Annotated in this window: 9 protein-coding genes and 3 pseudogenes; 5 read left to right on the top strand and 7 right to left on the bottom strand. The window is 62.6% G+C overall.

The annotated features are described in order from the left end of the window. The 3 genes and pseudogenes from BVER_RS10795 to BVER_RS10785 all read left to right on the top strand — a co-directional run. Positions 1-185, top strand: a pseudogene (locus BVER_RS10795) (IS5/IS1182 family transposase); the annotation flags it as partial. A gap of 73 nt (positions 186-258) precedes the next feature. Continuing rightward, positions 259-837 (top strand): annotated as a pseudogene (locus tag BVER_RS10790) (hypothetical protein); the annotation flags it as partial. A gap of 37 nt (positions 838-874) precedes the next feature. After that, complete coding sequence (locus tag BVER_RS10785; RefSeq protein ID WP_050453301.1) at positions 875-2,074, top strand: glycosyltransferase; 1,200 nt, start codon at positions 875-877, stop codon at positions 2,072-2,074. 22 nt (positions 2,075-2,096) lie between these two features. Here the strand turns inward: BVER_RS10785 and BVER_RS10780 are convergent, their stop codons facing one another. The 7 genes from BVER_RS10780 to gmd form a co-directional block, all read right to left on the bottom strand. After that, positions 2,097-2,573: a hypothetical protein gene (locus tag BVER_RS10780; protein WP_050453300.1), complete on the bottom strand. Its 477-nt coding sequence runs from the start codon at positions 2,571-2,573 to the stop codon at positions 2,097-2,099. 124 nt (positions 2,574-2,697) lie between these two features. Further along, the gene (locus BVER_RS10775; RefSeq protein WP_050453299.1) at positions 2,698-4,413 is read right to left on the bottom strand and encodes a GMC oxidoreductase; all 1,716 of its coding nucleotides are present in this window, start codon (positions 4,411-4,413) and stop codon (positions 2,698-2,700) included. 410 nt (positions 4,414-4,823) lie between these two features. Beyond that, positions 4,824-5,474, bottom strand: a complete 651-nt coding sequence (locus tag BVER_RS10770; RefSeq protein WP_157056001.1) for a DapH/DapD/GlmU-related protein — start codon at positions 5,472-5,474, stop codon at positions 4,824-4,826. A gap of 1,858 nt (positions 5,475-7,332) precedes the next feature. Next, complete coding sequence (locus tag BVER_RS10760; RefSeq protein ID WP_050453297.1) at positions 7,333-8,700, bottom strand: glycosyltransferase WbuB; 1,368 nt, start codon at positions 8,698-8,700, stop codon at positions 7,333-7,335. A 147-nt stretch (positions 8,701-8,847) separates the two neighbouring features. Then, complete coding sequence (locus BVER_RS10755) at positions 8,848-9,999, bottom strand: glycosyltransferase family 4 protein (protein WP_050453296.1); 1,152 nt, start codon at positions 9,997-9,999, stop codon at positions 8,848-8,850. 69 nt (positions 10,000-10,068) lie between these two features. After that, positions 10,069-11,025: a GDP-L-fucose synthase gene (gene fcl, locus BVER_RS10750; RefSeq protein WP_050453295.1), complete on the bottom strand. Its 957-nt coding sequence runs from the start codon at positions 11,023-11,025 to the stop codon at positions 10,069-10,071. A 7-nt stretch (positions 11,026-11,032) separates the two neighbouring features. Continuing rightward, a complete protein-coding gene (gmd, locus tag BVER_RS10745) occupies positions 11,033-12,145 on the bottom strand; it encodes a GDP-mannose 4,6-dehydratase (protein ID WP_050453306.1) in 1,113 nt (370 codons plus the stop codon). On the opposite strand from gmd, the pseudogene BVER_RS30040 reads away from it, so the two are divergent. Both BVER_RS30040 and BVER_RS10740 read left to right on the top strand, forming a co-directional pair. After that, positions 12,090-12,338, top strand: a pseudogene (locus tag BVER_RS30040) (FAD-linked oxidase C-terminal domain-containing protein); the annotation flags it as partial. The gene gmd and the pseudogene BVER_RS30040 sit on opposite strands and share 56 nt — an antisense overlap. After that, complete coding sequence (locus BVER_RS10740) at positions 12,335-12,706, top strand: hypothetical protein (protein ID WP_050453294.1); 372 nt, start codon at positions 12,335-12,337, stop codon at positions 12,704-12,706. The pseudogene BVER_RS30040 and the gene BVER_RS10740, both read left to right, overlap by 4 nt. The last annotated feature ends 51 nt before the right edge of the window (positions 12,707-12,757 follow it).

Raw genomic sequence — 12,757 nt, 5'->3', positions numbered from 1 at the left:
TCAAGGGGCAAACCGGCGACGCGCTGCATGCGGTGCTGTGTGCGGCCGGCTACAACCTGCGCTGGCTGCTGCGCGCGATCGTTCGTCTGGGCCTTGGCCCTATATTCTTTTTGCTGCTCGCGTGGGCGCGTTTTCAGCTCAACGTCATGCCTCAACCTCTACTCGTGCGCTGCAGACCTGGCTGAGATGTGCGTTTACGTCTGCACCAGACTGCGTCGTCGGGTCCATTCCGGCAAATTCAATTTTGCAGGCCCGACTCGCTATTCGCCGACCTATCTGCCGGACCTCGCGGGCCAGTTCAGCAAGAAGGACTTCTACGCGATCAAGGAATGGGCCGCGGGCCACAATTTCTGGGTCTATCAGTTCTTCGCGGGCGGCATTCTGTTTGGCATCGCGCTGCCGATCGCCGTTCTGTGGGCGCTGTATCGCGGCTCGATGGCGTATCGCGCATGGAAGTCGCGCGCGCCCGACGTGATGTATCTGCCCGTGCTCGGCCGCGCGCTGCTGATCGTGGCCTCGCTGCCCGCGACGTCGGTCGGCGGCAATCCGCTCGGCAACCGCTTCTCGGGCGTCGTGTACGGCGTCGCGCTCGGTCTGCTGGTGGCGGCGTACGGACGCATCGCGCATGCCATCCGCGAGCGTGCCGCCACGCAGAATCCGAGCCGTCGCTCGTTCAGGAAACCGTATTACGGCGTGCCGCCCGACTTCCGTCCCTTCGACGAACCGATGCCCGAAGCCCTGCCCGCGCATGCGGCGCACGCGCTCGACCTCACGCACGAAGGACCGGGCCGCAACGACCCGCCCGCCGGTGCGAGTTCGTTCGCGCCGTCGGCCTGATCCGGCCGCCCGCCCACGCATTGAATCGAGTTCGAATATGAAGATCCTGCATCTGCTCTCCACCGTCGATCCGCGCGCGGGCGGCCCCACCGAAGGCGTGCTGCAAAGCGGCCTCAGCATGCGGGCGATGGGTCACGAAATCGAAGTCGTATCGCTCGACGCGCCCTATGTCGCCGCGTTCCCGCTGCGCCTGCACGCGCTCGGACCGTCGAAAGGCTTCTACGGCCTGTGCCCGGCGCTGGTGCCGTGGCTCAACGATCACGCCGCGCGCTTCGATGCGGTGATCGTCAACGGGCTTTGGCAGTATCAGAGCTACGGTGCGTGGAAGGCGCTGCGCAACAGCAACGTGCCTTACTACGTGTTCCCGCACGGCATGCTCGATCCGTGGTTCAAGCGCACCTATCCGCTCAAGCATCTTAAGAAGTGTCTGTACTGGCCGTGGGCGGAATATCGCGTATTGCGCGATGCCAAGCGCGTGCTCTTTACGACGCAGGAAGAGAAGCTGCTGGCGCGTCAGTCGTTCAAGCTGTATCGCGCGAACGAGGAAGTAGTCGCGTTCGGCACGCGTCAGCCGCCCGACGACTCGCCCGCCCTGCGCGATGCGTTTCTATCGAAATTCCCGCATCTCGCGGACAAGCGCTCGATTCTGTTCCTCGGCCGCATCCACGAAAAGAAGGGCTGCGATCTCTTGATCAAGGCCTTCGCCGCCGTGCGCGATCTCGATCCGAACGCGCATCTCGTGATGGCCGGCCCCGACGACAGCGACTACGCAATCCAGTTGCGCGCGCTGTCGAAGGAACTCGGCATCGCGGATCGCATGACCTGGACCGGCATGCTGACGGGCGAAGAAAAGTGGGGCGCGTTCCGCGTAAGCGACGTGTTCGCGCTGCCGTCGCATCAGGAGAATTTCGGTATCGCGGTGGCGGAAGCGTTGGGTTTGCGCATGCCGGTGCTGATTTCCGACAAGGTGAATATCTGGCGCGAAGTGAAGGACGATCGCGCGGGCATCGTGACGACCGATACCGTCGAAGGCGCGACCGATGCACTGTCGGCGTGGCTGAAGATGGACGCCGCCGCCCGCGAAGCGATGCGCGAACAGGCGCTCCAGACCTTCATGAAGCGCTTTCACGTCGATGCGATGTCGAAAGACCTGTTGCGCGTGCTGTGCGAAACCGGCGGCACGACGCGCGGCGATGCCTTCGCGCGCGGCCCGATGGCCGCCTCGCTCAAGCGCTGATCAAACGTCGATCAAGCGCTGATCACCGCGCGGGCAAATGCGCCCGCAAATAAGCCGCGAAACCGTTCTGCGTGGAGAGAATCTTCTCCGCGCAGTCGTCGTAATCCGAGCCGCGCTTGCGGTCCGGTTCGTACATGCCGCGACATTGCGCGTAGAGCGTGACGATCGCGCCGCCGCCCTTTCCGCTTCCCGCTCCATTGGCGACACGCGTCGCCGAAAACACGGCTTTTCCCGAATCGTAAGGCACGTCGGTTTGAATCGCGTCGTCGTCGGCGCGCGTCAGGCGTTCCTTCGAATTCTGCTGGACGTAGGTCTTGGTCAGCGACCAGACGGCATCGCATTGAGCGGCGCTGTCGCAAGAGATGGTCGCGGCGCGCTGGGCATCGCCGAGCGATTGCTCCGTGTGCATGTAGCCGGCCTCTTTCTGCTTCTCCTTCTCCGCCGACGAACACGCGGCGAGCATGGAAACCAGGAGTGCGGATGCGATGAGCGTTTTCACGAGAGCGTTACCTCGAAGCCAGGACTGGACCGGCGATTATATATAACGAGGCAGCCCGGCCCAAAACAGAAAGCGCCGCCGGACGTGCGATCCGGCGGCGCTTCGGGCGATGCAGACAAACGCCTTACTTCTTGGCCAGCGGCCAGGCCAGATCGCCCGGCATATGCATCGCCGATGCGGCCATCGGCAGGCTTTCCGGCGCGTCGCTACGCAGCGGCAGTCCCGACGATGCGACCAGCGTCGCCGATCCGTCCTCGCCCTTGATCACGCGGCCGAGATGGCCCGCGAGACGCAGCGTCATCGCGGCGATCGTGATGGTCGGGAAGTTCGCGCCGACGGTCGGGAACACCGAGCTGCCCGCGACATACAGGTTGCTCATGCCGTGCACCTTCAGGTTGCGGTCGACCACGCCCTGCTTGTCGGAATCGTGCATGCGCGTCGTGCCCATGTGATGCCAGGTGCCTTCGAGCTGCGCGGGCCACGGCTTGCCTTCGAGCTCTTCGTCGAGTTCGATATCGGTGACGTTGCCGCGCTTGAGCTCATCGGCGAGCAGCGCAACCGTGCGATCGAAAGTGCGCTTAACCAGTTCCGTCACCTGCCAGTCGACCACGACGCGATTGAGGCCCAGCGCATCCTTCTGCGTCGAGAGCGTCACGCGGCTGTCGCGATTCGGCTCCGCTTCGACGATGGTCTGGATCTTCACCTCGGTGATCAGCGAACGCGGCTGCAAGAGGCGCGCGAGACCGAAGCACGCGGTATCGACCGGATGCATCAGCATTTTGACGATATCGCCGCTCATGCTGTAGCCGGGCTGATCCTTCTTCAACACCGCCTGCTTGGCGCGGATCGGCGCTTCCGCGCCTTCCGTGTTTTCGCCGCGGAACACCGAGTAGAACCACGAGCGCGCGTTCAGCAGCTTCTCTTTCTCGAGCACCGATTGCGTCAGCGCGAACTGCGACGAGATGAAGGTGCCGTGCGCGGACACAGCCTTGTTCTGGTAGTGATACTTGATGTCGTACAGCTTGTTGCGCGCCCATTCGTCGCGGAAATTCACCTTCGCCGACATGATGCGCGGATGATCCATGAAGTAACGGCCGACCAGATCGTTGCCGTTGCCCAGACCCGCCTTCTGCACCTTGTTCGACGCCAGCAGCAGACGCGCATTCTCGATGCCGCCCGTCGCCAGCACGAACTGCTTCGCGCGCACCGCGAAACGGCGGCCCGACAGCGTGGCGACGTCGATCTGCGTGACGGTCTTGGCGTCCGCGTCGGTATCGATGTTCAGCGCGTTGGCGAACAGCGGCACGCGCACGTTCTTCGCCGCCAGCAACTGGTTGCGATAGACCTTGCCGAAGCGCACCGGCGGGCTGAACTGCGAGATCGTGTCGCGCACCTTGCCGCTCGGGAACGGATGACGGCGCACGTCGTTGCGATGGATCGCCGCTTCCCAGTAAGCCGGATCGAAGTTGTTCTCGCCGAGTTGCAGCAATTGATGCGTGCGCGCGTAGTAGGGGCGCAGTTCGTCGAGTCCGAAGGGCCAGCCGCTGTCGGTCACCCAGTCGCGCTTTTCGAAGTCCCACGGATCGAGCGGACGGCACCAGCCGCCCCAGCAGTTGCTGCTGCCGTCGGCGAACTCGTACGGCACGCCGACGTTTTCGCCGCGATACAGGTCGCGCGTTTCGTCGTCGGCTTTGTAGCCGCCGCTTTCCAGCAGGCATGCGTTGATGCCCTGCTTTTCGAGCTCGAGCGCCATCGTGATCCCCGCCACGCCGACGCCGATGATGCACACCGTGGTATCGATGACTGCGCCTTCTTCCACGCTTCGGCTGTCAATGAACATGCCCCGTACTCCTTGTTATTCCGTGCTTGAGCGGCACGCCCGCATCGTCGGATGCCCGGCACTCACCGCGCTTTTTGACCCTTGGTTCAAAACGTCGTATCCGTCGATGCCACGCGCGCTGACGAATCCGATCGATATCGACGGCGCCCTGCTGCGAATCCTCGTAAGCATTGCAGGGTTCCGGTCCAGCCTCGCTGCCTCCTTCGCGGTGTCCCACGATTCGGGTTCACGATTTCCGGCTCATGCTGCTCGCCGCCCGCCTCTCTCATGCGAACGAAACTGAAGCATCGGGCCAGGCGCGTCGTCTGTATGCGTCATTGCCCACGTAGCGCGACGCCTCGAGACCACGAACAACGTTTCCATTGATGGATGTCACACACAGGGCGCGTGCGCGCCTGGCGCGGCGATCGTCAGGCGGGAAAGCGCTTTCTGATGAAGCGCACCGGATTGCCGCCGTACACGCCTTCCGCTTCGAGCGAGCGGTGCACGACGGACAGCGGCGTGGCGACCGCGGAACGGCCGATGGTGACGCCCATCTGCACCACGCATTTGGATGTGATCCAGACACCGTCCTCGATCACGATCGGCGCGACCTGCAAATCCATGTTGCCGGCGACATCGTGCGAGCCCGTGGTGAGGAACGCGCCCTGCGAGATGCACACGTTGTTGCCGATACGAATGTTGGTCTGGTTGTAGATCCAGGCGTCGACGCCGAACCAGCAATTGTCGCCGACTTCGAGATTCCACGGCGCCTTCACGCGAATCGGATGCGGCATGCGGCAGTTCTTGCCGATACGCGCGCCGAACGCGCGCAGCAGCGCGACGCGCACGAACGACAGCGGAATGAGTTTGTTGTTGATGAAGCAGGCTTCGAGAAAGAACCACACAATCTCGGTCAGCACGCCGCGCTTGGCGACGAAGTTGCCCGGACCCGCGAGCGACAGGTCGATGACCTTGCCCGCCGTCTGCGTGGCGCGCGACGGATGAGCGTCGTCGCGGCCGCTCTTGCCGGCAGCCTCGATGCGTCGCTCGTCGATCAGCTCGTCGATCACTCTGTCCATGTGTTCCCCGCCCGTGTTCGTGCGTCCCTGCCGATTCACTTCGCGACGGTGCGCCCTGTGCGGGGCGCTGCCGTCCGGAATGCGTGCAAATGCGCCTGCCCGGAAAGCCTCGTTGATTGGCCTTGATTCTTCTGTCGGCACTCGTCTGACGGATGCCGCTGTTCCGCATGTTTATCGTCGGATGCGTCTGGTCTGTGACGCACACGTCGTTGCAGCGAGCCATACGGTAGGTTGATTATCGGCGAAGGGTCGAAGACCTCGCGTGCGCTACGACATGAATGGCCGCATCGGCATAACTTTTGGCCGTAGCCGGCGATGGCGCGCAATATCCTGTTTAAACGCGCGCACAAGTGCGTTGCATGCGCGCTTTCAGGTTTATTCGCGCTTCACTGAAAGGATGCATTCGCCGATGTCCGAGCGCGGTTTGGTGCACATTTGCATCATTTCCGTTCGCGTAAGCTACGGGTTCGTTCGATCGGCATCCGATCGCTGCCGGATCGGCAATTCGCTTGGAGATACTGATGAAACTCGCGCTTCTTCTGCCTTAGGCCATCGCCGCGCTCGCGCCTTGCGCCTATGCGGGCAATTTCGCCGATGCGGCGATCGCGCAGGCGGGCGGCGTGCCGCCTTCGGAGATGAATCTGCTGGGCAGTCCGCAGGGATACGGCGATCCTTATGGCGGTGCGCCCGGCAAGGGGCGCGCTGCCGCCGATGCGTTATCGCCTACTGACAAGTTGCTGGCGCAGCAGAATGGGTATGTGGGGAATCCTGCCGGGGGCGCTCAGTTGCGGCGCGGTGGGCGTGATGCTAACGCTAATAAGGCGCTCATGATGCCGCAGGGCGCGGCGGCGGCGCTTTATCCTACGCCGGGGGGGGCTTAAGCCGCCGGCTCGTGGACAGGTTCGGGATATTTATAAGTCGCCTTATTGATTGTTTTTTTGTGGGATTGGATGTTCAGTAACCGCCTCCCCGGCGGGGGGGTCACTTTCTTTGCGGCGGCAAAGAAAGTAACCAAAGAAAGCCGCTGGCCGATCCTAAGCACCTTCTTGAGCGGCCCCGGCACAGGACTAGAGACTTGGCACAGCAGTAGCGAGTGTCTTTACGGAGTGTTCGCGTGCAGGTTCCCATGCGATCCGCGCTTTCTAGCCCGACAAGGTAACGGTCCCCTTCGGCTTACTCCGGCCTCGCTGCGCGGCCGGTTTAGGTTCGTATAAGCAACCGGCAGGCAATCACCGAAACAAACTCGAATGCCTCCTCGGTTTCATCGTTATTCGGCCCTACCCCGGTCAGTGCTTCGACAAAACTTCTACCGCTGTCGCCATTCAACCGCAGCCGAAATCCAGCTTTGGCTTTGAGGCTTTGCTTTCTCTTGCATTGCATTGCGTGGCTTTACTTTCATTATCTGATTTTTTTCGCTTGATAGATGTTGCTCGCATCGCGCTGTACGGCGCGTGCGCGTGTTTGCGTGTTGAAGCGCGGACCAAGGTAGGGCCGAATAACGATAAACGCGATGAGGTGTGGGAGATCGTTTCGCTGAACATCTGCCGGTGGCCCAAACGGCCCTAAACCGGCCGCGTAGCGAGGCCGGAGTAAGCCGAAGGGGACCGTTACCGAGGTGGGCGAGAAAGCGCTGATCGCATGGGAACCAGCGCCCGGACAAACCGTGAAGACACTCGCTATTGCTGTGCCAAGTCTAGAGTCCTGTGCCGCGGCCGGCCAAGAAGGTGCTTAGGATCGGCCAGCGGCTTTCTTTGGTTACTTTCTTTGCCGCCGCAAAGAAAGTAACCCTTCCGCCGGGGAGGCGGCTACTGAAAATGAAAGCGCGACAAGAGAACCACGAAGCCCAAAAAAGCAAAGATCAATCGATCTTTTCGATCTGCGGCATGATAGTAGGCTCAGCAATCCTGACCAACGGCGGAAGCTCAGAAACCTCACTCCGAGCCAGATCGGAAGAAGAAGAAACGACATCCTTGACCCGCACTCCGGGCAGATGCGGCGGCCGTCCCCCAACAAGCGTAATTAACCGATCCTCAAGCCGAGCAAACACCGACTTCGGCGACAGCCGTTCCTGTGCATAAGCGCGTCCAGCTTCCCCATGATTCGCCCGCAACGCGGGGTTAGCCACAAGCTTCTCGATCGCATCGACCAAAGCATCGACGCATTCGGGCTTGATGACCTCGCCACGCTTGTTCACGGCTTCGAACAGTTCGGTCTTCTCCTGCGCCATCGCGATGACCGCGCGCGCACTGGCGAACATGCCCGTCAGCTTCGACGGCATCACCAGATCGGCGACATCGCCGCGCTGCGGCAGAACGTGGATATCCGCGAGATTGAGCAGCTCGTTCAGACGCTCGATCGGCTGCAAGCTCATGAAGCGCACGTTCGGCAGATCCGCGCAACGCTTCTGCAAATCGAGCTTGGTCGCGCCGTTGCCGCAGAACACGAACGCGATATCCTGACGCGTCTTCAACGCCGCCGCCGCCGCTTCGGCGACGATCTCGAGGCCCTGCTTCGCGCCCATGTTGCCCGAGTACAGCACGACCTTCGTATGCTCGCCGATGCCCAACTCGCGACGAAACTCGCTCGGACGCTCCAGCGGGAAAATCGCCGACGTATCGACCCAGTTCGGCAGCAGGAACGCATTGGTGCGGCTCACGCCCTTTTTGATCGCGCGCTCGACCATCTTGTCGGAAATCGACGACACCACGTCGAAACGCTTCAGCAGCCGGCTCTCCAGCTTGCAGGCCGTCTTCTTCGCGCGATCGCTCTTGAGCAGACCGAGATCGAACGCGGCATCGACTTCGTAATCCTGGATATGCAGCCACGACCGCGCGCCCGTCAGACGCGCCAGCGCCAGCGCGCCGGGCGCGTTGGCGAGGCTCGGGGCGATCGTCATCACGACTTCTGGACGCCAGAACGCGTGCGCGGCCAGCGCCGGCAGCGATGCCAGCGCGAACGACGCCAGATGCAACATGCGCTTCTTGCCGTTCGGCTGCTTCGGCACCCACAAAGGCGCGCGGAACACGCGCACGCCGCGCATCGTCTCGATACGATGACGCCAGCTCCGGTAGCCGTGCCCGACCTTCCATTCCGGGTAATACGGCGGCGCGCAGACGACGCGGACGTCATGGCCCGCGTCGGCCAGCGCTTCCGCCATCTCCGCCGTGTACTTGCCCGTTCCGGTCAACTCGGGCGCGTAGTTCAGCCCGTAGATTAATATTTTCATGTGGTCCCTCGCCCGACTACCGCGCATCGATCCGGACGCGCCTCTGCCGCTGAACCAGGCGTCGGCCGCCAGCGCGCAGGACCGCGCGCCCGACGGCGTCTATCTTCGCTCGTGCATCCTCCCCAGGTGCATCAGTGCATCAGTGCATCAGTTCATCAACATCAGCGCACAGCTACGCGCGATGTTCGCCGCCGCGGACGGCGGATCGAAACGTTGAATCACTTCGGTGCAGCGACGCGCCACGCCTTCGGTATCGGCGAACGCTTCGAGCGCCTTCAGCATCGTGCGATGCAAACCCGCCACATCGCCCGCCTGGAACGCATAACCGGACACGCCTTCGACCACCAGCTCCGGCACGCAGTCACAACTGTCGCTGACGATCACCGGGCAGCCGTGGCTCAGCGCCTCGTTCGTGACGAGACCCCAGGGCTCGCGCGTGCTCGGCAGCACCATGCACGTCGCGCTGAAATACTCGTGCGACAGCGGCGCGTCCTGCAGGCTGCCCAGGAACTTGACGCTATCCGACAGGCCCGATTCCGCGACCTGCTGCTTCAACTGCTCGGACAGCGGGCCGGTGCCCACCAGACGCAGTTCGGCGTCGGTCACGCGTTCCTTCAGCTGCTTGAATGCATCGACGAGGGTATTGATTCCCTTCTCCGCCGACAGTCGGCCGACGAACAGAAAAATCGGCTTGTTGTTTTCCGCCGCGCGATGCTCGATGCGATCCGGCACCACGGTATCCGTGTTGAACGCGCGCGGCAACGCGGCCGCCTGACACGGAATGAAAATCTTGTCCTTCTTCGCGCCCAGCGACATCAGATACTCGCGGCTGCGTTCGCCGAAACCGAAGTAACCGTCGCACAACGCGAAAAACACGCGCTTCGGGATCGAGGTGATCACGCGGCGGCCGGGATTGTCGCGCGCGGTCGAGTCGCAAAACACCGCGCCGCGCTTGCCCGTCAGGATGCACGCGGCCATCATCGCCCAGTACTCGGGACGGTGATAACCCGGCAACACCACCAGATCCGTCTTCGCCTTCAATACTTCCCACGTCAGACGCATGGTCATGCGCCACGTCGGCACGTCTTCATAGCATCCGCTGTACAGCTTCTTCATCGGATAGCTGTGGAACGAATAATCGACATCGGAAAAGCCGATGCGATCGTGCTCGGTATCCGCGATCTGAACCATCGAATAGCGGATCGAGCCAGACCCCGAAATGTTGTGCAGCGCGGACAGCACGGCGCCTTTGTGCCGCGACCACACGACGTTATGAAAAATGGTCACTGATGCATTCATTTTTATAGTGTCCCTAGGGCGCAGGACGGGCTCGCCTCAGCCGCGCCCGTCCCGCGCCGGGTTGGTCCTTCAGACGGCTTCGGCCATCTGCGGCATCGACGCGTGGCGATCCAGAAAATCGCCATAAGTCGCGCGAATGCCGTCCTCGAGTGCGATCGATGCGCGCCAGCCCATGCCTTCGAGCTTCGACACGTCGAGCAGCTTGCGCGGCGTGCCGTCCGGCTTGCTCGGATCGAACACCAGTTCGCCCTCGAAGCCGACAACGCGGCACACCGTTTCAGCCAGCTCGCGAATCGTCAGATCGTGGCCCACGCCGACGTTGAACACGCCATCGTCGATGTCGTTCTCCATCAGATACACCGAAGCGTCCGCCAGGTCGTCCACGTGCAGGAACTCGCGACGCGGCGTGCCGGAACCCCAGACCGGCAGCGACGTATCGCCGCGCAGCTTGGCTTCGTGCGCCTTGCGGATCAACGCCGGCAGCACATGGCTGCTCTTCAGGTCGTAGTTGTCGTTCGGGCCGTACAGGTTGGTCGGCATCACCGAGACGAAGCGCGTGCCGTACTGTTTGTTGTACGCCTCGCACATCTTGAGGCCGGCGATCTTGGCGATCGCGTAGGCCTCGTTGGTCGGCTCCAGCGGCGAGGTCAGGAGGTACTCTTCCTTGATCGGCTGCGGGCAGGCCTTCGGGTAAATGCACGACGAACCGAAGAACACCAGTTTCGACACGTTCCAGCGGCAGGCCGCGTGGATCACGTTGGTTTCGATCACCAGGTTCTCGTACAGGAACGACGCCGGGAAAGACGAATTGGCGAGAATGCCCCCCACGCGCGCCGCCGCGAGGAACACTACGTCGATTTGCTCTTCCTCGAAGAACAGGTTTACACCGTCCTGGTCCGTCAGATCGAGATGCGCCTTGGTGCGCGTCACGATGTTGCGGTAGCCCGCGGCGTTGAGCCGGCGCACCAGCGCCGAACCCACCATCCCGCGATGCCCCGCGACAAATATGCGTGCGTTCTTGTCCATGAGGCGATTACTCGTGATGTTCGAGAGCCTTGAAACCGGCGAGCGTCACCAGTGCGTCGCGACGGGCGATCTGATAGTCCGAGCGGACCATTTCCTTCACCAGCGACTGGAACGACGTTTCCGGCTTCCAGCCGAGCTTTTCGTGCGCCTTGGTCGGATCGCCGAGCAGCGTTTCGACTTCGGTCGGGCGGAAATAGCGCGGATCGACCTTGACGATCACCTGGCCCGGCTTGAGCTTGGTGTCCTTGCTGTCGACGCGATCGACGATACCCACTTCGTTCACGCCTTCGCCTTCGAAGCGGATATGCACGCCCAGTTCGGCCGCGGCCTGCTGCACGAATTCGCGCACGCTGTACTGCACGCCGGTCGCGATCACGAAGTCTTCGGCTTGCTCTTGCTGGAGCATCATCCATTGCATTTCGACGTAGTCGCGCGCATGGCCCCAGTCACGCAGCGCGGACAGGTTGCCGAGGTACAGATCGTCCTGCAGGCCGACCGCGATACGCGCGATGGCGCGGGTGATCTTGCGCGTGACGAACGTCTCGCCGCGCACCGGCGATTCGTGGTTGAACAGAATGCCGTTGCACGCGTACATGCCGTAGGCTTCGCGGTAGTTGACCGTGATCCAGTACGCATACAGCTTGGCGACGGCGTACGGGCTGCGCGGATAGAACGGCGTGGTTTCGCGCTGCGGGATTTCCTGCACGAGACCGTACAGTTCCGACGTCGAAGCCTGATAGAAGCGCGTCTTCTTTTCCAGGCCCAGAATGCGGATCGCTTCCAGGATGCGCAGTGTGCCCAGGCCGTCGGCGTTCGCCGTGTACTCCGGCTCTTCGAACGACACGGCAACGTGCGATTGCGCCGCGAGGTTGTAGATTTCGTCCGGCATCACGCGCTGGATGATGCGCACGAGGCTGGTGGAGTCCGTCAGGTCGCCGTGATGCAGGAACAGACGCTGATCCGGATCATGCGGATCGCGATACAGATGGTCGATACGGTCGGTGTTGAACAGCGAGCTACGGCGCTTGATGCCGTGCACTTCATAACCCTTGTTGAGCAACAGCTCGGCCAGATACGATCGCGACGATCCGCAACAGTCGCGCGCGGCGGGTGCCTTGATCGAAGCGCTGATCCGCGATGCGGGCGCGGCCGGCTTCGGCCAATATCGCGCGCATCTTTCGGCGATGGATCTGGCGGCATCGCAATACGACTTCAACGATCACGCGGCCATGCGCCTGTCGCGCACGATCAAGGCGGCGCTCGACCCGAACGGCATTCTGTCGCCGGGCAAGCAGGGCATCTGGCCGACATGACGCATCTGTCGCGGCGCACGTTTCTGCTCGCGGCGGGCGTATCGTGGATGCTGCCGGGCTTGCCGTTCGCAAGCGCAGCGGCTTCGAAGATCGTCGTGCTGGACGCGGCGTTTCGCGAGCATGCAGCGTTGCTGGCGAACACGCGCATCACGCTGCTCGACGGCGACGCGGGCTGGCTATGGCACGAGCATCTCATTCACGAAGCCATGCAGCCGATGCCGTCGATCATCGGCCTCACGCGCTACGCCGATGCCTTCGTGCTGACGCAATTCGCCGCGCAGCTCGGTCTGCGGACCACGCAGCGCACGCTTGACGCACAGAGGGTGACGTGGCGCATCGACCGTCTCGACGATCGAAACGCGCGGTAAGTTTGGTGCGCTGTGCGCGATCGAGCGTTTCGCTAGAATGGCCGGACTCAT

The sequence above is a fragment of the Candidatus Burkholderia verschuerenii genome (genome assembly GCF_001189365.1).
Lineage (GTDB): Bacteria > Pseudomonadota > Gammaproteobacteria > Burkholderiales > Burkholderiaceae > Caballeronia > Caballeronia verschuerenii.
Note: the sequence above shows the minus strand (reverse complement) of the source record. Positions and strands in the feature narration are given on the sequence as shown.